This window comes from Sulfobacillus sp. TH-112 (assembly GCF_057473405.1).
Genome location: NZ_JBYCKN010000204.1, coordinates 1 through 18,297 on the forward strand (window position 1 = coordinate 1; position 18,297 = coordinate 18,297).

Below are 18,297 nucleotides of genomic sequence, written 5' to 3' on the forward strand. Positions count from 1 at the left end.
CAAGGCGCATGATTCCGTGCACGATTGGGGTAAAGTTTTTCAGCCCAAGCTTCAACCCCAATCAGAATGCGGTCTTTAGCACAACGCAAAAAGCTCCAGTAAGATTTCTTGCCCGTGGGTTGGACTGTACAGATAACCATGTCTCACACGAGGCACTTTGTGAGAGCTGAGGTAACGGGAAGCCAAGTTCTCAGGGGCGGTTGCTGCCGTAAGCGATTCCCACACTCCGCCAGGGCGCGTCCGACTCCGACTCCAAATGTCTAGCGTCCCATCGACGAAGCAAATAGGCCATGGTGTCGGTGATTCGAGTGTTGGCGCAAGTTGGTTTTGGCATGGCTTCATCTCACTTCCGTTTCATCGGATCCGTCTATCAGAAAAACCCGGAGTCAGGGAGAGAAGTGCCTGAAAAGCTGTTATTCGTGGATTGGCGTGCTAAGAACTCCCTTGTCGACACCAAATCAGCCGAATGCCATGACGACACGCTGGAGGTTCTGATCGTCCATGGTGGGCAATGGGTCAGAAGTTATGACGAGCATCTTAGTTAAACTAACAACCAAACGAGTGAGCCCGAACACCCAAAAACCTGCAAGCGCGCTTTACCGACGGGGCGGACTGGTCTCGCCATCAGAGGCTCTGGAAGCTATGGATATTGTCGAGCCCTTGGCAGGCGCGTATTCCGTGAGCGATAACCCTATCTCCACGGAGGGCCCGCTCTCAGGATGCCCATTAGTTTGACGACGATTCGGACAGAAAATTAACGGGAACACATTTTAAATTGAAAAACCGCCCTAACGGCGGTATAAAAGTGGTAGCCCCAAGCGGATTCGAACCGCTGTTTCCGGAATGAGGGTCCGGCGTCCTAGGCCTCTAGACTATGGGGCCGTGGCTGGGGGACCAGGATTCGAACCTAGGCGAGGTGATCCAGAGTCACCTATGCTACCGCTACATCATCCCCCAACAAGCAGATTCTATTATATCCATAACACCTGCGCGAAGCAAGCATTAAAATAAAACAAAATTAGCCATCGCACACGGCGTGAAGAAAAAGCGTCCCTAAAAACCGAGTCTTGAGTGAAAAGCAGTAACAACGTAGACTATATATGAGAAGGGAGCTAGACGACAATGGCAAAATCATCTCGACCATGGTATGGTCGCGATTTTGGTCTCTCATTTCGGATGGGCCTTACCATGTTTCTATTGTTTGCACTGTATGCAGCGTTTCTGTTGGTACTAGTGGCTGTTCGAGTGCCTTGGAGCGAACTGATTGTCATCATGGCTTTGGTGGCGGTGTGTCAAGTAGCATTCTCTGATCAGATCGTCCTGTGGTCCAGTCGGGCGCGCGTGTTACGGCCCCAGGAGGCTCCACAATTACACGACATGATTAGCCGCCTCGCGCAAATGGCTGATCTACCGACGCCAAAACTCGCTTGGATTAATAGTCGTATGCCCAACGCCTTTGCCATCGGGAAACACCCAAAGTCGGCGGTTATTGCCGTTACGCAAGGCTTAGTGGACCGATTAAATTCTCAAGAGCTTGAGGCGGTGTTAGCACACGAGTTAACTCACATCAAAAACCGTGATGCCACCGTCATTAGCCTAGCCAGCTTCTTTGCGATGGTCGCATCCTTTATTGTCCAGCAATTTTTCTTTTTTGGATTTGGCATGGAGGCCGACCGACGGGGACGACGTGGAGGTGGCGGCGGACAAGCGATTATTATTGTCTGGCTGGCGTCGATCGTAGTCTGGGCAGTGAGTTGGGTGCTTATTCGCACTTTATCTCGATACCGAGAGTACGCGGCGGACCGCGGATCCGCCATCTTAACAGGACATCCGGCGCATCTTGCGAGCGCTTTGGAGAAAATTCAGTCCGGCATGCGGATGACGCCCACTCGGGACTTACGTCAAGTCGAATCGATGAACGCGTTCTTCATCTTTCCTGCCGTCCGCAAGGATAGCGTCATGGAAATGTTTGCGACACATCCGACCATCGAACACCGGTTGCAACAATTGGAGCGTCTCCAAGAACGGATGGAGAAAAAATAAGCACGGGAGGAATTCGAGCCAATGGGCCTATTTGATTCGCTATTTGGACGTACCAAACTCCCCCCTGGAAAAACGGACCAGCTGTTTGCCCTCTCCACCGCAGCGCTCGACATTGAAGTAAAGCTTGATAGCCCTTACGGTGGAGAGGCCGCCATTGTGTTGCGTTCCGTGGATAACTCAGCCTATGAGGCGATCGAAAAAGATGTCCACGACCTCTTGCAAATGAGCGGTCAAGATTTTCAGGTGAAGATCCGTCAATTGACAGACAAAATGGACTTTCATTGGATCATCTTTGATGGCGCCCAACTGGAAGACGCCATCAACGGACTGCATATGACCGCGGACCTTATTAAACAAGGAGGCTATGCTGACAGTCTCTTGGCGGCGATGTTTCGCTTTGGTAACTGGTACCTGATTTACAGCTATCGTCGCGCGGCCTTTTATCCTTTTGTTCCCCAAGGAGGCCACCAACGTAACGAGAGTCGTGAGTTTCGGATTCGTTCTACGCTTGGATCCGCCCTCCCCATGGAAAAGGATCCCGAACGTTGGTACCCGCTCTGGGATCCTCCCATTTAAATCCGACGCCCCGCTATTCTGGGTCGGAAAATAGACGCTTCGCTTCATCCAGTGTCGTATCATCAGCCGGTAGAATTAGGTCCGACTCCACTAAGTGCTCAGTTTCCAGGGATTCCCCACTGCGGACTAATTCTGCCACCTGGTGTAACAACTGGTGAAATCGGTCGGCATGGTTTGCTGTGAGAGCATCCATCAGTTCGTCATCCAGCCGCTGTATTTCCTCTAAGGTATCGCCATCAACGCGATATTGTCCCTCGTGCAATATACGTACAATCATGATTGGTCTCCCTGGCCAAGTTCCGCTTTCAACTTCGCCAATTCATCGCTGACACTAGAGGAGGCATTCAGTTTATTCAGTTCATCACGAATAGAATCGCCGCTACTGGGAAGAGCATCATTTTGGAATGCAGGGTTATCCGCTAAAGAATCCACCGCTGCAGCACGCGCCTTCATGTTCTCAGTCTTGTCTTGGGCACGTTGCAAAGCCATATTCACATCGGCCATATCTTCTCCAAGACCGGTAAAGGCCTCCCCAATTTTCACCTGTGCTTGCGCGGCAGAATACTGTGCCTTAATGACCTCTTTCTGGGTCCGGAACGATTCGACTTTACTCTGCAACTTCTGCTGCAAATCACCTAACCGCGCTTCTTCCTTGGATAGGTCGTCAATTTGCGATTGCAGACCTGCAATTTGACTAGACATGCTTTGCTTACGCGTCAAGGCTTCTTGCGCTAAATCATCCCGTCCCGCTTTCACTGCATCCCGCGCATTGGCATCCTGCTGATTCATCGAGTCTTGAATGCGAGATGCCTGTAATTCGAGTCGCTTCTTCGACGTCACAACCTCCGCAATACCCTTGCGAATGTTCTGCAGTTGCTCAACTTGCTTCTGATATGAATATTCCAAAGTCTCCCGCGGATCCTCGGCTTTATCCAACACCGTGTTCACCTTGGATTTGAATATCGTAGAAACTCGCGCCATCAATCCCATGAAAAGCCTCCTCTCTCTATCCATAGTATATTCCCGAAGAAAAATCCTTGTCAAAAGCCCCATTCCAAAAGACGTCGTCGACGCTGTCAGAATCACACCACTCTTTAATGTCCCAAGCTATCCCCGCTATGATCGATCGGAGTACAGGATCGCGTCCTCGAAGGCTTCCTTGGCTTCCTTGCTTGCTGCAATAAACGATGTAAACAAGGGATGCGGTCGGTTCGGGCGCGACTGAAACTCTGGATGAAACTGAGTCCCAATAAACCAGGGATGATCCACTAACTCGATTATTTCTACCAGGCGGTTATCAGGAGACAGTCCCGATAACACCACCCCCACCTCTTGCAATGCAGTGCGGTAGGCATTATTCACCTCAAACCGATGCCGATGTCTCTCAAAGATGAGCGGCTCCTGATACACAGATTGAACCTTGGTGCCCGGCGTCAGTGCGCACGGATAACTGCCTAAGCGCATCGTGCCACCTAAATCTTCTACCGTTTGTTGTTCTGGCATGAGATCAATCACCGGATACGGTGTATCCGCCATAAATTCCGTGGAGTTGGCCTCACGTAGGCCGGCCCGATGACGGGCAATTTCTATCACTGCGGCCTGCATTCCCATACAGATACCGAAGAATGGGATGCTATGGGTGCGAGCATACTCAATCGCCAGGATTTTTCCTTCCACGCCGCGATAACCAAAACCGCCGGGAATCAAAATGCCGTCCACGCCGGTTAGCCATGCCTGGACTCCGTTGGCTTCAATATCCTCCGAATCAACCCAACGGATGTCCACTTTCACCTGGTTGGCAATCCCGCCGTGCGTCAAAGCCTCGACCACACTTAAATAGGCATCATGGAGTGCCACATATTTTCCGACCACCGCTATCTCCACGCGACCCTCGATGTGAGCTGCCCGATCGACCAGTGCCGCCCATTCATCAAGCTGTTTCGACCCACAGGCGGTGAGGCCTAAACGATTGACCACAATGTCATCCAACCCCTCATCGGCCAGCATCAGAGGCAGCTGGTAAATGGAATCAGCATCGACATTTTGCACGACCGCACGCCTATCCACGTCACACATTAGCGCAATCTTATCGCGCATCTCGCGCGACAATGGCTTCTGCGTACGACATACTATGACATCCGGTTGAATACCGATGGAACGCAGCTCTTTCACTGAATGTTGGGTGGGCTTGGTCTTGGCTTCTCCTGCCGCACTTAAAAAAGGAACCAAGGTCACATGAACATACATAACTGACTCTCGCCCGATATCGGAGCGCATCTGACGGATAGCTTCCAAAAAGGGCAAACTTTCAATATCCCCGACAGTGCCGCCAATCTCCACAATGACGACGTCTGCTCCACTAGATTCTGCCACTCGATGGATTCTCTCTTTAATGGCATTAGTGATGTGCGGAATCACCTGCACGGTGCCGCCAAGAAAATCCCCTCGCCGCTCCTTACTGATGGTCGACCAATAAATACGCCCCGTGGTTACGTTGTTGGCTTGCGAGAGGTTAATATCCATGAACCGTTCATAGTGTCCCAAATCCAAGTCGGTTTCTGCACCATCTTGCGTGACAAAGACTTCGCCGTGTTGCAAAGGAGACATGGTACCCGGGTCCACATTGATGTAGGGATCTAATTTCAGAGCAGTGACCCGGATACCCCGCGTTTTCAAAATTCTTCCTAACGACGCGGCCGTAATCCCTTTCCCGAGCGATGACACCACCCCGCCCGTAATAAACACATACTTCGCCATCGTGGTTCCTCCTATTCAACTCAATACCCGGGTTCTACTATTTGCGCACCGAAGAGACGACATTAAATGGAGAAGGAGTCCGAACGGAGTTAACCGTCGTCCTCCTCGATGTCTTCTGCATCATCGTCATCGTAACTCGCACGATCCCTTCCTGATGCAGTCGCTCGCCCAGGCGATTTAGGCTGCCACTCCTTCAGTCCCCACGATGACCCCCCGCGATATTGAAAGCGGGAGTCCAAGTTAATATCGGTATAAATTCTAGAGGCTACTTTGGGCTCCCGATCAACGCCCAACTGCATTAGCGTCTCATCCAGCAAGTCTTGCACATCCATTGGCTGTCCTTGCGCCTTAAGCACTGCATAGGCGGCGTCCGTTGCTCTCATCGGTCATCCCATCCTCCGGAAAGTTTCCCAAGTATTATACCACTCTTGGCTCCTTTGTCTTACGCGAATTGGTCTCAATTTGTAAATTCCATTGTCCCACCTTCAGTTTTCCCCTATTTTCGCAAAAATTCTCCCTTATTTGTTGATCGATTGATGTTATGCGCCGTAAACTAATGCCATATTCAATATGCCGAATCCTTGATAGTCAAGGTACGGGGGATCCTAAAGCAACGTCTTTAGGTGGTGAATCCGATCCTGTGCGGTCGGTAGGGGGCTCCTTCTCCCCCGAACCACGGGTTATCCGCTACTAACCTCGGAGGCAGTAACGAGAAGGAAGGACGTATCACTGTTGTTCAAATTTAATCGAAAAATGTTGCCCGTTTTGGCTGGCACAGCTTTGCTGTCGATGTCACTTTTGTCGCAAACGGTCCAAGCCCAAGTCAAGACGGTCCACAATTTCCAAGCCACCCAGGGTCTTAAGACACAGCCTGTAAAGACCATGAGTGCCTTAGAAGATGTTGGATATGCAAGCGCAAGTGCTTCAGACTCATGGGAAGCTGCTCCGGCCGCCTATCCAGCAGGTTATTTGCACGAAGGGGACACCGGTCCCCAAGTTGTCACATTACAAACCGACCTGACGGATTTAGGTTATTCACCCGATGGCATTGATGGCATCTTTGGCCCTGATACCTTGGCCGCCGTACAAGCCTTTCAACGGGCACAAGGATTACCGTCTTATGGTCTCGTGGGCGCGTTAACCTGGAATGCGTTAAACCAGGCCTTATCCAGTTCCTCGATCACCAATGCCCAAGACCAGGTCAATCGTGGCAACGTATCTATTTCGGGATCGGCACTTGCAGGACTTGCCCTCCAATACCAGGGTTATGCCTATGTGTGGGGCGGAGATAGTCCCTCGACAGGATTTGATTGCTCAGGCTTTGTTCAGTGGTTATATGGTCAGTTTGGGGTGTCATTGCCTCATTCGTCTTATGCCCAATGGAACGATGGAACCCATGTCAGCTATGATCAACTGCAGCCCGGGGATATTATCTTTTTCACCACCGAAGGCGTCTTTGCTAACCATGTTGGTATCTACCTTGGCAACGGAGAATTTATTTCTGCCGCGACGCCCAGTCAAGGGGTCGTGGTTCAGAGCTTGAGTGAACCGTATTTCGCCGACAACTATGATGGCGCAGTACAGATATTCCCCAGTAACTAAGAGGAGGATGGAATGTATGAGAGACCGCTGGCGCCCCTGGTGTAAAAGGTGCTCATCGACCCTCTCTCCGACTCTCCTTCTCTCCCCGACACCCGGACTACGGTCCGGGTGTCTTCTTTATTTCCCAGCTACTCGGTGATCGAGAAGGATAACGACCACTTACTCGGGAGGTTTTAGCATATGGTACACACGAAGACGCAAGCCATACAAAAATCCGAACCAGTCTCGACTCAAAAGACTCGTCTATCAACAACACATCATCGCGCGAATCCCTTGGGCATCGGCCGATTATTAATCATGGTGCTCACGATAGCGTTACTCGGTCTGGGGCAAGGGATTTGGTGGTGGAGTGGTCTCGTTCTTTTGGTGCTGATTCTTTTGGCCGTCAGTCGTCAAGGACATGTTTTTGGCACCGCTTGGTCGTCGTGTGCCATGCTTCTGGCATTAACGTTTTGGCATCAACATATTATTCCGGATTGGGCCAGTATTGTGATCCTCGCTGCCGGCATGACGCAATTTGGGCTCAGTTTACTTCGTAATCCTCAGGATTCTTATCGCCCGTGAAATTGAGGACGTCGCTTGCCAAGAAATGCTTGAAGACCTTCGAGGGCATCGCTCGTCATCATGATGCGATGCATCGCCTGGGTTTCTCGTGCTTGACCGCCATCTCGATTATCGGCCATGAGGCCTTTTATTTCTGCCAATGCTAGCGGCGGTAAGCTCGCTAAACGATCAGCCACATTCAGGGCGACATCCAGCAATATGCGTGGCTCTACCACTTGATGTACCAATCCTAGCGCGAGCGCTTCCTCGGCATCCACAGAATCGCCGGTGAGAACCATCCTCTTGGCTTGAGACTGTCCAATCAGTCGCGGAAGACGCCAGGTTCCTCCCCAGCCGGGAATAATCCCTAAGTTCACCTCGGGCTGCCCAAAACGTGCACTTCTGGACGCGATGCGAATGTCTGTGGCCATCGCCATTTCATTGCCTCCTCCATAGGCGATGCCGTTAATGGCAGAAACCATCGGAAGACGCCCGGTTTCAAACTTCTGGTAAAGCTCGGCCCCTAAACTGATAAAATCCGCTACACTGCCGCCAAGTTTCATCACACTATTTAGGTCTGCGCCTGCGGCAAATGCCGGACCGGAACCCGTAATCACCACCGCTCGAATGTCCATGTTGCCTGCCGCCTCGGTCCATAAGTCCTGAAGCTCACGCAGGACTTCAAGACTAATCGCGTTGACCGGTGGATTTTGTATTGTCCACACTAAGACGCGATCCATTCTCTTCTCATTGACCGCACTCACCTTAAGTCCCTCCTCGATTGCGATGGCTACTCCTCAGACGCCGAGTACTGCAGATATCCGCGACCGGTCTTCACTCCCAAGTCGCCCTGTGCTACAAGAGTTTTCAGCGATTCGGGGGGACGAAACCGCTCACCGACGGAATTTTCAAGCTCCGTCAATTCGGCAAGCACGGTATCCAGTCCTCGCGTGTCGGCCCACTGAAACGGTCCGGTCGCGAGACCCGCTCCTGCACGCATCGCCACATCAATATCTTCAATACTGGCCATTTTCTCCTCATAAAGTCGCACACTCTCTAAAAACGTAGCCAAACTAAACCGCTGCAATAACTGCTGTTCTAGTGATTCATCCATGTTAAAAACACCCCCATGCTAATTAACGGTACGAATAAAAGCCTTGACCGCTCTTTAGTCCCAAATGGCCGTCATTAACCAACGCCTGCAGTTGCGGCCCCGGATTAAACCTGTCGCCATAGGCCTGAGTCAAGGTCTGGGCCACCTCAAGCGCCACATCCAGTCCTAACGCGTCGGCTAACACAAATGGGCCCATCGGAGCGAGCTTAGCGCGCATGACCGCTTGGTCGATGTCCGCATAGGGAATGCCCGTCTCATCCTGAAACCTCAGCACTTCAGCCATCGACGCCATCAGCACACGATTGACGACAAACCCTGGACACTCTTTGACGGACACCGGAATTTTTCGAATTTCTTCCGCGAAGCGACGCAAGGTCTCCAACGTCTCTTTGCTAGTATGTTCTCCAGAGATCACCTCGATAAGCTTCATCATGTGAGCCGGGAAAAAGAAATGAAAACCCGCCACACGTTCTGCGCGACCTGTGACCTCAGCTAGCTCAGAAATACTTAATGCCGACGTATTAGATGCAATGATGGCAATAGGAGACAGCACTTGGTCTAATTCCCTAAAGACCTTCTTTTTGATGCTCATTTGCTCCGATACCGCCTCGATCGCCAGCGACACCTCGCGTAGAGCATCCACTTCGGTGGTATATGTTACTAAATCTTTTCGTTGGGCCGCATCCTCAGCACTCATGCGGCCGCGAGCGACGCGGGTCTTAAATAGGTCGTCAATATGAGCGCGCGCGTTTTGAAGCGGCTCTTCGGCCACATCTTTCACTACCACCGGAATTCCGGCCGTAGCGATCACATAGGCAATATCCGCTCCCATCGTCCCCGCTCCCACCACCGCGACTTTTTTGATGTACATTGAGGCAGACCCCCTCCAGCATTCGTTGCCAGCAGTATATCGACTCATAGCAATATTTGTCAATGTCAAGTTTTATATGCCCCTATGAGCGTGATATGATGTCAAATAAATGAAAGCGAGGCCTCCCCATGGACAAAGCCGCGATTCCGGCTTTTGTTGAAGACATCCAGCATCTATTCCCACGCATTATGCGATATTTAGAAGCCGAAGCGACACGTGAACTTATCGGGCTTGAAGTCACCCCCTCGCAGATGAACGCGTTGGTGGTGTTATACGAACCGCACAACTTGCCCATGGGCGAGCTCGCCTCCGAACTGGGGCTTACTGAAAGTGCAGCCACCCGTTTGGTGGATCGCTTGCTCCGCATGAACTTAGTACGACGGGATCGAGACGATGTCGACCGACGAGTGGTTCGTGTTCGACTTTCTTCCTATGGTCGCCAATTGGCAGATCTCGTGTTCCAACGTCGCGAACAACAATTCACCCGATTTGCCGAGCGTCTCGATGCCACCGAACGCGCCAATCTCGTTGAAGGATTGTCCGCCTTACTAAAAGTGTTTCAAGATCTGGAGCATGAATCTCGGGCTATTCAGGAATCCTAACTTTTTGTTATAATGTGAGGTATTAGAGGAGGTTTTCAAGATGATATCTCTGACTGACGATGCGGTCCAAAAAGTGCAAGAGTTCATGGCGGGTAAAGAGGATCTCGCCCTACGGATTTATATTTCTAAAGGTGGTTGCAGTGGATTCAGCTATGGCATGGCTCTCGATGAGGCCCATGAAGATGATAACGCGTTTGAATTTGGCCCGGTAAGAGTGGTCATTGATCCCAACAGCGCTCCGCTACTAGATGGGATTGAAGTCGATTATGTTAATTCCTTGATGGGCGGAGGATTTTCGATTAACAATCCCAACGCCGTCGCCTCTTGCGGATGCGGCCATTCGTTTCGCACCAAGGATCAACAAGGATCTCCGAATTCGTGTAGCCACTAAAAAGCACCCCCAAACGGGGTGCTTTTTTTTATGAGCCCACAGATAAAATCACACACTTTAGGTATCGTGACTCGGGTAAAGCGGGCGACATCGGATGATCCGGTCCCTGCCCGCGAATTTCAATAATCCGCACCGGGCGGCGGGCATCATGAGCTGCCGATTGAATGACACCAATGAAGTCTTGCTCCGATAAATGATACGAACAGCTCGACGTGACCAAAATTCCCCCGGGGCGAAGAAGCTTTATCCCACGCAAGTTAATTTCCTTATATCCCTTCAACGCCTGGGGCACACTTTGCTTTGACTTGGTAAATGCCGGCGGATCTAAAATCCCAAGATCATATTGCGGGCCGTGGTCACTTTCTTTACGCAACCAGTCAAAGGCATTTTGTGCCTCAAAGTGCGCCACCTCTTGCAAGTCATTGAGACGCGCATTATCTTCCGCCCGCTCGATCGCACGAGCATCGATATCAATGCCAAGTACCGAGGAGGCCCCATGACGTGCGGCCACAAGAGCAAACGAACCCGTGTGACAAAATGCGTCAAACACCTTTTTATCGCGCGCATAGTCCCCTACTCTTCCACGATTCCCATATTGATCAAGAAAATGTCCTGTTTTCTGCCCACCGACCACATCGACTCGAATGATGATGCCGTGCTCATGAATATCCACCGGAGACACAATCTCGCCCCATAACAGCCGATTTTCTCGCGGAAGACCCTCTCGATCGCGGACCGCCAAATCGCCCTGCTCATAGATGCCCACAGGATGGAGTGCTTCAATCAGTGACTCTTGAATAGCCTCAAGATAAGGAATCAACCCCAAACTGGTGACTTGCACCACCAGCATGGCATCATATTTATCCACAATTAATCCCGGAATGCCGTCAGCTTCTGAATGAATGACGCGGTACGCATCACGGCCTATCGCAGTCACCGTCTGGCGCAGCTGCACGGCGTCCACCACGCGTTTTTTGAACAACTCCGGCGTCACCATCGCGTCCTTACCCCAGGTGACCATCCGGACCGCAATCATCGAACGGGGATTATAGAATCCGCGGCCCAAGACTCGCCCTTCTCGAGTACGCACCGCGACAATACTTCCCGGTTCGGCGTCGCTCGGCCGAATCTCGGTGCGATACACCCAAGGCGACCCTTGTAAGACCCGATGCGACCCACCTTCCAATATCACAACACCTTCGGACATATGTCTCCTCCATCCCGTTGGGGATTATCTATGGCCACTCTAGCCTGAGGGGCGCTCTGGTCATCGCCCTCGCCGTGAACTGTCCCTATACGGAGACCTCTCTTAAGGGTACCTGGTTCCGTTCAATGAGCGTTATTGCATGGCGAATCCGTGTGATCACCTCGTCCTGACCCAATAACGCGACTAATTCAAAGAGTCCTGGTCCCACGGTACGGCCGGTCACGGCAAGTCGAGTTGGATGAATGAGTTCCGCCCGCTTAATCCCTAATTGCTCACTCACCGCATCATATGTGGCCAATAAGGCGTCATGATCCCATGACGTCATCTTGTCCAGATCTATCGCTAACCGCGCTAAACGTCCTGCGACTTCCGGACTAAAGTGTTTCGCTACGCCCTTCGCATCAAAGGCAGTTGGCGCCTCGTAAAAACTTCTCATCGCGTCAGCCAGTTGCACCAACGTAAAGGCGCGCTCACGGGATAAGGCGACCACCTCTCGTAACGATGGGCCTCTATCGAGGGGATAAGTAATAAACGGCCGGACTGCCTCTTCCACCTGGTCCACCGGCAAAAATGTCAGATACTGATGATTCATCCACTCTAGCTTTTTTTGATCATAAATTGCCGCCGTGTGTTGCACCCGCTGCAATGAAAAACTGGCAGCCGCTTCATCGAGAGTGAGGACCTCTTTACCGTCAGGAGAGGACCAACCCAGTAACAAGAGATAGTTGGCTAAGGCCTTGGGAAGAATCCCTTGATCGCGATATTCCTCGACCGACGTCGCCCCATGGCGCTTGGATAACTTGGTGTGGTCAGGAGCAAGAATCATCGGCAAATGTGCAAATAAAGGCGCCTCCCAGCCTAGGGCCTGATAGACTAACAGTTGTTTTGGCGTGTTTGATAGGTGTTCATCGCCACGAATGACATGGGTAATGCCCATATCATGATCATCGATCACCACCGCGAAATTATATACGGGGGTATGATCGGGCTTCATAATGACAAAATCATCCAAGATCCGGTTTTCGAAGTGCACATCACCATGAATGACATCATCCACCACCGTTTCCCCGGTGTCAGGGACTTTCAAGCGCACCACATATCGGTCATCCCCATGAGCTTTCACCTCTTCATCACTCAACTGGCGACAACGTCCACTATAGCGCGGTGGTAACCCTTGTGATTTACGTTGTTCCCGCTCAATCGCTAATTCATCTGCAGTGCAAAAACACCGATAGGCTTTCTGATCGCGTAATAGTTGGTCGGCTAGTGCTTGGTGCCGTGCAAGGCGCTCCGACTGCCGATACGGGCCGAACGCCCCTCCACAATCCGGACCTTCGTCCCATAAAATACCAAGGCTCTTAAACCCACGGATCATCGCTTCTTCCGATCCTGCCATGTGGCGAGACTGATCGGTGTCCTCCACACGCAAAACAAACTGCCCCCCATGATGGCGGGCAAATAATAAATTAAACAATGCCGTACGAGCTCCCCCGATATGTAGGGTACCGGTAGGGCTCGGCGCATAACGCACCCGAACCACAATCCATCATCCTCTCCGCATCTCTATCTTGCCAGTGTACTCAAGCACTGTAAAAGGGTCAAGAAGCGCAGAGAACCCATCCTCTCCGGTTCAGAGAATGAGCACCTTTACGGCGATGAGCAAGAGAAACCCCGGAGAGCCTAGTAACCCTATCGTGAGGCCCGTGACGGGATTTAAGCCAATAGTCCATCCATGGGTCCTAAACAGCATGTCCCAAGCCCACAATGCCGCCAATCCCACGGCGCCGTTCACCATGACTCGTACGGCCCATCGTGCCGGAGAATCAAATACCCGCACCACCACATAAAGAAGTAGCACCGCGAAGACAATACCGAGTATGTCACGTGGATTCATCTGGTCCCGCCTCCTTGTCCCATTGTATGGAGGACCGAGACCGGCTAGACTAATTTACCGTGGCGGACGATGCCGTGGACCAGAGCCAATCGGGTCTGAAGGAGTGGCATAACACCAGGTTTGATACAGTTCATGCCAGTGTTCAGGGTTCCATCCGGGAGGCTCCCAGGTCACATCAGCGCGTGATGGTCCGCATCTCTTCAGCGCTGTCTTCATGTGTCTCATCCTCCAACCCTTTATGTTGGTACTTTATTCCAGAACATACACAACGTGCTGCGTAGCGGTCCGCTTCGGTGAATTTATGCTGCCCTCGTGCTTCGAATTCGTCGATAAATCCGTCCACATCTTCAGGACAGGTATTCTGCATGGCACGAATCACCGATAACAGCGCTTCTAGACGATATTTTTCGCGTATCCACCACAAAGTATCGGTCACTAAGGCGCGGCGACGATAGAGAATCACTCCGAGAAGCAGCCCGATTCCGGTAAATCCCATGTCAAGCCATTCACTCACGACCAGCAAAAAGTCCATGGGCTCCGCCCCTCTCTCTTACCAATCTATTCCTAGGACAGAATTCCGGAACTGAAGAGCCACAACGACCAACAAAGACGCTTAGTGAGCGTCTTTGTATGACCATATCTAGTCTCGGTTGATTACACGTCTTGGCGACCTTCAAGCGCTTTTGCGAGTGTCATTTCGTCGGTATAGTCTAGGTCTCCTCCCATCGGAATGCCCCGTGCGATACGAGTGACTTTGTAGCCCATCGGCTTCAATAGTCGCCCCAAATATAGCGCGGTCGCTTCCCCCTCGAGACTAGAACTGGTCGCTAAGACCACCTCTCGTGGCGCACTTTCGGTTAACCGGGTTAAAAGTTCTCGCACCTTCAGATCTTCCGGCCCAATCCCTTCCATCGGAGAAATGGCTCCATGCAGCACATGATAACGCCCTTTAAATTCCCGAGTCTTTTCCATCGCTACCACGTCCTTGGGGTGCTCAACCACCATGATAAGGGTTGCATCCCGGGCGCTATTACGACAGATGGCGCAAGGATCGTGATCCGTAAAATTGAAGCACTCTCCACAATAGCGAATGCGACTACGCGCCTTGACGATGGCCTCGGCCAGCTGCTCAGCTTCGCCTTTCGGCATATTTAGCAAAAAAAATGCCAGACGCTGCGCGGTTTTCGGCCCAATACCCGGCAATTTTGCCAGCTCTTGTACTAATTCTTGAATGGGCTCGGGGTACAGCATCTAGAATAGACCCGGCATTCCCGGGATGTTCATATTTCCCGTCACTTGCCCCATACGGTCTTGCGCCAATTGTTGAGACTTAACCTGCCCTTCGCGCACGGCAGCTAAAATCAAGTCTTGTAACATCTCGACATCCTCAGGGTCCACCGCTTCCCGAGCTATAGTCAGGCTTTGGATTTCACCGTGCCCGTTAAAAACTGCCTTCACCACACCGCCAGACTCAACCTGCACGGTTTCCTGCTTCAACTCTTCCTGTACGCGAACCATATCATCCTGCATTTTTTGCACTTGCTTCATCATCTTTTGCATGTCCTGTGGATTAAAACTCATCTTCGTTCACCCTTTCTATGTCTTCCCCAAATCCCACCATTTTCACATCGTTGCCAAACCAATCACGCACCTTCTGACGGATCGACGCACTGGCGTTTTCTCCTCCAGCCCCCTCTTCTTGTAAGGGCTTGCCAACAACAAATTGATAGGGCATCGAAGGTCCGTATACCGAGCGAATCGCCCGTTCCACGACCTCCCGATTATTGGGCTGGTTCATAATCTCGCGATGGGCAGGAAATTCAAACCACACCGTCAACATCCCATCCGAGCCCACCAGCCCTTGCGTCTTCTCAAAGAGGGCATATGTACTGGGCCGCTCCCTCTTGACGATATCGAGTATCTGTTGAAATTCGCCCGATGGCAACGGCTCCGCTTTAGTCTTTATCGTCTCCTCGTCAACTGCGATTCTTCTCTGTACGAGGGAAGAATCCGGGTTCATAGGCTTCGGCAACAACTCCTCTTCCCTTTTTGGGGGCTCGTCGGAACGCTGGCTGATCGAAGAAGACGCTCCGCGGCGATGCTGGGGCGCGTGCGAACCGGACTCGGCGATTGCGGGGGGGGCATGACCAGAAACCAATTTTTGCTGCACCTGTAATATCGCTAATTCTACTGCTAAGTCGGCCGGGAACCCGCCTTTTAGACGAACTTCTGCCTGAGCCAATGCCTCAATGGCCTCGACCCAAAACTGTACAGGTAAGTCCGATGGAAACAGTGCATGCACGGACTCTAGTGCGGCGTGTCGGTATGAGGGAAAATTCTCTTTACCTGCACTGCGAAATACCAAAAGGTCACGCAACTCCCGCGCCAAATCGCGCAGAATCAATTTCTCATCCAGACCTGCCGACCGCAAATCTGCCAACTCGTGCACCAAGGGTTGTACGCCTTCGACAAAGGCCGAGAGAAGGCGATGCATATCCGCCTGGCTAATCATCCCCGCCACGCGAGCTACCCCATCGGCCCGTAGTTCTCCTTCTGTCGCCACCACTTGGTCAAAGAGACTCAGCGCATCCCGCAGAGCTCCATCGGCAGCCTCAGACAACACTTCCAATGCGGCTTCCTCATAGCTGACCTGTTCCTGTTGTGCGACGTATCGAAGACGCTTCTGAATGACAGCTACGCTAAGCCGTTTAAATTCATACCGCTGACAGCGTGACAATACCGTAATTGGCAACTTATGGGCCTCGGTGGTCGCGAGAATAAACAACACGTAGGACGGGGGCTCTTCCAGAGTCTTCAGGAGCGCATTGAATGCTTCTGCCGTGAGCATGTGGACCTCGTCGATAATATAGACCTTGTAACGACTCATCGCGGTTTGATGAGAAATCCGCTCTTTGATTTCCCGCATCTCGTCGATACCACGGTTAGAGGCCGCATCAATTTCGATCACATCAAGATGCTGTCCACTTTCTATATTGCGACAAGAAGCACACTCCAGACAGGGATCCCCCGATTCCTGGAGATTCTCGCAATTTACCGCTTTGGCCAAAATTCGGGCCACGCTGGTTTTCCCGGTACCACGTGGGCCAGAGAATAAATAGGCGTGGGTAAGCCGCCCCTGGCGCACTGCCTCTTTCAAAGTATCCACCGTGCGAGACTGACCCTCAACCTCGCTGAATCGACGCGGTCGATAGACTCGATACGACGCTTGATGAGCCACAATGCACCCCCTACCCGATTCACTTCTATTTTACCGCGTCGGAGTGTAAAAATTAAGCCATAGGGCTGCACCGATCAGGCACTCCCGCGGCGCCACAACCATTCTGCTTACCGCTGCTCCCTTCCGGGCCTGACGGGGTTCACAGGAGTTGTCCGCGCGGGACCCAATCGATGCAGCTCCATGGCCTAAGAATCAATCAAAATGGCGGAGGAGGAGGGATTCGAACCCTCGAGGCAGGTTCTGCCCACCAACACGCTTTCCAGGCGTGCGCCTTAAACCACTCGGCCACCCCTCCAACACTATTCACATGGCGGAGAGGGTGGGATTCGAACCCACGAGACGGGGTTAAGCCGCCTACCCGATTTCGAGTCGGGCTCCTTCGACCAGCTCAGACACCTCTCCGTATCCATCAATCTTATTCAATTGTCGCGTCGCATACGAAAAAAATTTTTTAATTGGAACGAGGCTTGATCCGTCAATATTCCCGTCACTACCTCAACTCGATGGTTCAAGGGCCCCTCTGAGAGCAGTTGAAATACACTGACCACCGCACCCGCTTTTGGATCTAACGCACCGATAACGAGGCGCTCGATACGCGCTAACACAATGGCTCCAGCACACATTGCACAGGGCTCTAACGTCACGACCAGAGTCGCGTCAGAAAGTCTCCACCCTCCACGTCGCTCCCCGGCTTCGCGTAAGACCAGCATTTCGGCGTGAGCCGTTGGGTCCGCATTGGATTCGCGTCGATTATGATTGCGCGCGATAATGGCTCCATCGCTACCCACTAATACGGCACCAACCGGGACATCCCCATGCTGCTCTGCTAATGCGGCCTCATCTAAGGCAACGTGCATTATCCGATTTATGTCCAAGATTCTACCTGACCCATCAGATTCATGGTGCGCCCGGGAGGACTCGAACCACCGACACAAGGTTTAGGAAACCTCTGCTCTATCCCCTGAGCTACGGGCGCATAACCGCTACGACATTCAGTGGACATTCTCACTTGCGCCTTACACAGGATATCAAATAGATAGCGTTCTCGCAACGGTAACTATCACCGGTTTTAGCGAAACACAGTCAAAATTTCTCCTAAAAGACCCATGTCGAGAAGACACACCGAGTCTTTTGATAGTAATCGGTCGGGTGAGTAAACCCTCTCGCGACAGCTCTTCTACCTCTCTCTTTTTTATACATCACTCACGATACCTTAATATGCGCGCGTCTGTTGTGCAATATCCGTCCGCGGAATTGTCGCAGCCCACAGTATCGATCAAATAGGCCGTTTGCGATTCAAAAAAAATACGGATTCTTCGAATTTGGGAGTATTCGTGATGGCGTCTGAGTAATCGCTCGCGATCCGAGCGCGTTGGGCACGGCATGTCGCATAAAACAGTAAAGCCCACGTCCCCTTTTTTCATAGCACGTCGTGCATCCCACCCCGGTTATTGGTGAG

The 18,297-nt window shown here is 51.9% G+C and carries 22 protein-coding genes, 5 tRNA genes, 1 other RNA gene and 1 riboswitch; of the genes, 7 read left to right on the forward strand and 21 right to left on the reverse strand.

Annotated elements, in window-relative coordinates:
* Positions 1-290: 290 nt before the first annotated feature.
* On the forward strand, positions 291-545 hold the full coding sequence (locus ACOJWD_RS15115) for a hypothetical protein (RefSeq protein WP_486994081.1): 255 nt from the start codon (positions 291-293) through the stop codon (positions 543-545).
* 261 nt (positions 546-806) lie between these two features.
* Here ACOJWD_RS15115 and ACOJWD_RS15120 read toward each other — a convergent pair.
* A tRNA-Glu gene (locus ACOJWD_RS15120) sits at positions 807-882 on the reverse strand.
* A 1-nt stretch (position 883) separates the two neighbouring features.
* Positions 884-957, reverse strand: a tRNA-Gln gene (locus ACOJWD_RS15125).
* Positions 958-1,122: 165 nt separating this feature from the next.
* On the opposite strand from ACOJWD_RS15125, the gene htpX reads away from it, so the two are divergent.
* The gene (gene htpX / locus ACOJWD_RS15130) at positions 1,123-2,043 is read left to right on the forward strand and encodes a zinc metalloprotease HtpX (RefSeq protein ID WP_486994082.1); all 921 of its coding nucleotides are present in this window, start codon (positions 1,123-1,125) and stop codon (positions 2,041-2,043) included.
* A 21-nt stretch (positions 2,044-2,064) separates the two neighbouring features.
* On the forward strand, positions 2,065-2,619 hold the full coding sequence (gene pspAB, locus ACOJWD_RS15135) for a PspA-associated protein PspAB (RefSeq protein ID WP_486994083.1): 555 nt from the start codon (positions 2,065-2,067) through the stop codon (positions 2,617-2,619).
* A gap of 13 nt (positions 2,620-2,632) precedes the next feature.
* Here the strand turns inward: pspAB and pspAA are convergent, their stop codons facing one another.
* The 4 genes from pspAA to rpoE form a co-directional block, all read right to left on the reverse strand.
* The gene (gene pspAA, locus ACOJWD_RS15140) at positions 2,633-2,896 is read right to left on the reverse strand and encodes a PspA-associated protein PspAA (protein WP_486994084.1); all 264 of its coding nucleotides are present in this window, start codon (positions 2,894-2,896) and stop codon (positions 2,633-2,635) included.
* On the reverse strand, positions 2,893-3,609 hold the full coding sequence (locus ACOJWD_RS15145; RefSeq protein ID WP_486994085.1) for a PspA/IM30 family protein: 717 nt from the start codon (positions 3,607-3,609) through the stop codon (positions 2,893-2,895). Before ACOJWD_RS15145 ends, pspAA begins: the two co-directional genes overlap by 4 nt.
* 126 nt (positions 3,610-3,735) lie before the next feature.
* Complete coding sequence (pyrG, locus tag ACOJWD_RS15150) at positions 3,736-5,376, reverse strand: CTP synthase (protein ID WP_486994086.1); 1,641 nt, start codon at positions 5,374-5,376, stop codon at positions 3,736-3,738.
* Between the two features lie 89 nt (positions 5,377-5,465).
* Positions 5,466-5,759 carry a DNA-directed RNA polymerase subunit delta gene (gene rpoE, locus ACOJWD_RS15155; protein ID WP_486994087.1) on the reverse strand — a complete coding sequence of 98 codons (294 nt, stop codon included), beginning with the start codon at positions 5,757-5,759 and terminating at the stop codon, positions 5,466-5,468.
* A 178-nt stretch (positions 5,760-5,937) separates the two neighbouring features.
* Positions 5,938-6,096, forward strand: a riboswitch (cyclic di-AMP (ydaO/yuaA leader).
* Positions 6,097-6,108: 12 nt separating this feature from the next.
* Here rpoE and ACOJWD_RS15160 point away from each other — a divergent pair.
* Positions 6,109-6,978 (forward strand): C40 family peptidase, encoded by an 870-nt coding sequence (locus ACOJWD_RS15160; protein WP_486994088.1) that lies wholly within the window; start codon positions 6,109-6,111, stop codon positions 6,976-6,978.
* A gap of 180 nt (positions 6,979-7,158) precedes the next feature.
* The gene (locus ACOJWD_RS15165) at positions 7,159-7,542 is read left to right on the forward strand and encodes a hypothetical protein (protein ID WP_486994089.1); all 384 of its coding nucleotides are present in this window, start codon (positions 7,159-7,161) and stop codon (positions 7,540-7,542) included.
* On the opposite strand, the gene ACOJWD_RS15170 is transcribed toward ACOJWD_RS15165, so the two are convergent.
* The 3 genes from ACOJWD_RS15170 to ACOJWD_RS15180 are packed head-to-tail and all read right to left on the reverse strand — an operon-like array spanning position 7,530 to position 9,506.
* Complete coding sequence (locus ACOJWD_RS15170) at positions 7,530-8,285, reverse strand: enoyl-CoA hydratase/isomerase family protein (RefSeq protein ID WP_486994090.1); 756 nt, start codon at positions 8,283-8,285, stop codon at positions 7,530-7,532. The genes ACOJWD_RS15165 and ACOJWD_RS15170 overlap by 13 nt on opposite strands.
* A 26-nt stretch (positions 8,286-8,311) precedes the next feature.
* A complete protein-coding gene (locus ACOJWD_RS15175) occupies positions 8,312-8,635 on the reverse strand; it encodes a 3-hydroxyacyl-CoA dehydrogenase family protein (RefSeq protein ID WP_486994091.1) in 324 nt (107 codons plus the stop codon).
* 22 nt (positions 8,636-8,657) lie between these two features.
* Positions 8,658-9,506, reverse strand: coding sequence for a 3-hydroxyacyl-CoA dehydrogenase family protein (locus ACOJWD_RS15180; protein ID WP_486994092.1), 849 nt, complete (start codon positions 9,504-9,506; stop codon positions 8,658-8,660).
* Positions 9,507-9,634: 128 nt separating this feature from the next.
* On the opposite strand from ACOJWD_RS15180, the gene ACOJWD_RS15185 reads away from it, so the two are divergent.
* Positions 9,635-10,108 (forward strand): MarR family winged helix-turn-helix transcriptional regulator, encoded by a 474-nt coding sequence (locus tag ACOJWD_RS15185; protein ID WP_486994093.1) that lies wholly within the window; start codon positions 9,635-9,637, stop codon positions 10,106-10,108.
* 40 nt (positions 10,109-10,148) lie between these two features.
* Positions 10,149-10,499, forward strand: coding sequence for a HesB/IscA family protein (locus ACOJWD_RS15190; RefSeq protein ID WP_486994094.1), 351 nt, complete (start codon positions 10,149-10,151; stop codon positions 10,497-10,499).
* Between the two features lie 28 nt (positions 10,500-10,527).
* On the opposite strand, the gene ACOJWD_RS15195 is transcribed toward ACOJWD_RS15190, so the two are convergent.
* The 12 genes from ACOJWD_RS15195 to ACOJWD_RS15250 form a co-directional block, all read right to left on the reverse strand.
* Complete coding sequence (locus ACOJWD_RS15195) at positions 10,528-11,706, reverse strand: class I SAM-dependent rRNA methyltransferase (protein ID WP_486994095.1); 1,179 nt, start codon at positions 11,704-11,706, stop codon at positions 10,528-10,530.
* 85 nt (positions 11,707-11,791) lie between these two features.
* A complete protein-coding gene (gene gltX / locus ACOJWD_RS15200) occupies positions 11,792-13,246 on the reverse strand; it encodes a glutamate--tRNA ligase (RefSeq protein WP_486994096.1) in 1,455 nt (484 codons plus the stop codon).
* A 90-nt stretch (positions 13,247-13,336) separates the two neighbouring features.
* Positions 13,337-13,600, reverse strand: coding sequence for a pro-sigmaK processing inhibitor BofA family protein (locus ACOJWD_RS15205; RefSeq protein ID WP_486994097.1), 264 nt, complete (start codon positions 13,598-13,600; stop codon positions 13,337-13,339).
* Between the two features lie 175 nt (positions 13,601-13,775).
* Positions 13,776-14,132 (reverse strand): hypothetical protein, encoded by a 357-nt coding sequence (locus tag ACOJWD_RS15210; protein ID WP_486994098.1) that lies wholly within the window; start codon positions 14,130-14,132, stop codon positions 13,776-13,778.
* Positions 14,133-14,254: 122 nt separating this feature from the next.
* On the reverse strand, positions 14,255-14,851 hold the full coding sequence (gene recR, locus ACOJWD_RS15215) for a recombination mediator RecR (RefSeq protein WP_486994099.1): 597 nt from the start codon (positions 14,849-14,851) through the stop codon (positions 14,255-14,257).
* The gene (locus tag ACOJWD_RS15220) at positions 14,852-15,181 is read right to left on the reverse strand and encodes a YbaB/EbfC family nucleoid-associated protein (RefSeq protein WP_486994100.1); all 330 of its coding nucleotides are present in this window, start codon (positions 15,179-15,181) and stop codon (positions 14,852-14,854) included.
* A complete protein-coding gene (dnaX, locus tag ACOJWD_RS15225) occupies positions 15,171-16,838 on the reverse strand; it encodes a DNA polymerase III subunit gamma/tau (protein ID WP_486994101.1) in 1,668 nt (555 codons plus the stop codon). The genes ACOJWD_RS15220 and dnaX overlap by 11 nt, the downstream gene beginning before the upstream one ends.
* A 69-nt stretch (positions 16,839-16,907) precedes the next feature.
* Positions 16,908-17,007: signal recognition particle sRNA small type (gene ffs / locus ACOJWD_RS15230), an RNA gene on the reverse strand.
* A 33-nt stretch (positions 17,008-17,040) separates the two neighbouring features.
* Positions 17,041-17,133, reverse strand: a tRNA-Ser gene (locus ACOJWD_RS15235).
* Positions 17,134-17,146: 13 nt separating this feature from the next.
* Positions 17,147-17,240, reverse strand: a tRNA-Ser gene (locus tag ACOJWD_RS15240).
* Positions 17,241-17,257: 17 nt separating this feature from the next.
* Positions 17,258-17,695 (reverse strand): tRNA adenosine(34) deaminase TadA, encoded by a 438-nt coding sequence (gene tadA / locus ACOJWD_RS15245; protein WP_486994102.1) that lies wholly within the window; start codon positions 17,693-17,695, stop codon positions 17,258-17,260.
* A 43-nt stretch (positions 17,696-17,738) separates the two neighbouring features.
* Positions 17,739-17,814: transfer RNA gene (locus ACOJWD_RS15250), tRNA-Arg, on the reverse strand.
* Positions 17,815-18,297: the final 483 nt, after the last annotated feature.

Excerpts from the sequence above, each read along its gene's own strand:
- ACOJWD_RS15205 (WP_486994097.1), bottom strand. The coding sequence starts at position 13,600 with ATGAATCCACGTGACATACTCGGTATTGTCTTCGCGGTGCTACTTCTT.
- rpoE (WP_486994087.1), bottom strand. The coding sequence starts at position 5,759 with ATGAGAGCAACGGACGCCGCCTATGCAGTGCTTAAGGCGCAAGGACAG.
- ACOJWD_RS15175 (WP_486994091.1), bottom strand. The coding sequence starts at position 8,635 with ATGGATGAATCACTAGAACAGCAGTTATTGCAGCGGTTTAGTTTGGCT.
- tadA (WP_486994102.1), bottom strand. The coding sequence starts at position 17,695 with ATGCACGTTGCCTTAGATGAGGCCGCATTAGCAGAGCAGCATGGGGAT.
- pspAB (WP_486994083.1), top strand. The coding sequence starts at position 2,065 with ATGGGCCTATTTGATTCGCTATTTGGACGTACCAAACTCCCCCCTGGA.
- recR (WP_486994099.1), bottom strand. The coding sequence starts at position 14,851 with ATGCTGTACCCCGAGCCCATTCAAGAATTAGTACAAGAGCTGGCAAAA.
- ACOJWD_RS15115 (WP_486994081.1), top strand. The coding sequence starts at position 291 with ATGGTGTCGGTGATTCGAGTGTTGGCGCAAGTTGGTTTTGGCATGGCT.
- htpX (WP_486994082.1), top strand. The coding sequence starts at position 1,123 with ATGGCAAAATCATCTCGACCATGGTATGGTCGCGATTTTGGTCTCTCA.
- ACOJWD_RS15210 (WP_486994098.1), bottom strand. The coding sequence starts at position 14,132 with ATGGACTTTTTGCTGGTCGTGAGTGAATGGCTTGACATGGGATTTACC.
- pyrG (WP_486994086.1), bottom strand. The coding sequence starts at position 5,376 with ATGGCGAAGTATGTGTTTATTACGGGCGGGGTGGTGTCATCGCTCGGG.
- ACOJWD_RS15165 (WP_486994089.1), top strand. The coding sequence starts at position 7,159 with ATGGTACACACGAAGACGCAAGCCATACAAAAATCCGAACCAGTCTCG.
- ACOJWD_RS15195 (WP_486994095.1), bottom strand. The coding sequence starts at position 11,706 with ATGTCCGAAGGTGTTGTGATATTGGAAGGTGGGTCGCATCGGGTCTTA.
- ACOJWD_RS15180 (WP_486994092.1), bottom strand. The coding sequence starts at position 9,506 with ATGTACATCAAAAAAGTCGCGGTGGTGGGAGCGGGGACGATGGGAGCG.
- pspAA (WP_486994084.1), bottom strand. The coding sequence starts at position 2,896 with ATGATTGTACGTATATTGCACGAGGGACAATATCGCGTTGATGGCGAT.
- ACOJWD_RS15220 (WP_486994100.1), bottom strand. The coding sequence starts at position 15,181 with ATGAGTTTTAATCCACAGGACATGCAAAAGATGATGAAGCAAGTGCAA.
- ACOJWD_RS15185 (WP_486994093.1), top strand. The coding sequence starts at position 9,635 with ATGGACAAAGCCGCGATTCCGGCTTTTGTTGAAGACATCCAGCATCTA.
- ACOJWD_RS15145 (WP_486994085.1), bottom strand. The coding sequence starts at position 3,609 with ATGGGATTGATGGCGCGAGTTTCTACGATATTCAAATCCAAGGTGAAC.
- ACOJWD_RS15190 (WP_486994094.1), top strand. The coding sequence starts at position 10,149 with ATGATATCTCTGACTGACGATGCGGTCCAAAAAGTGCAAGAGTTCATG.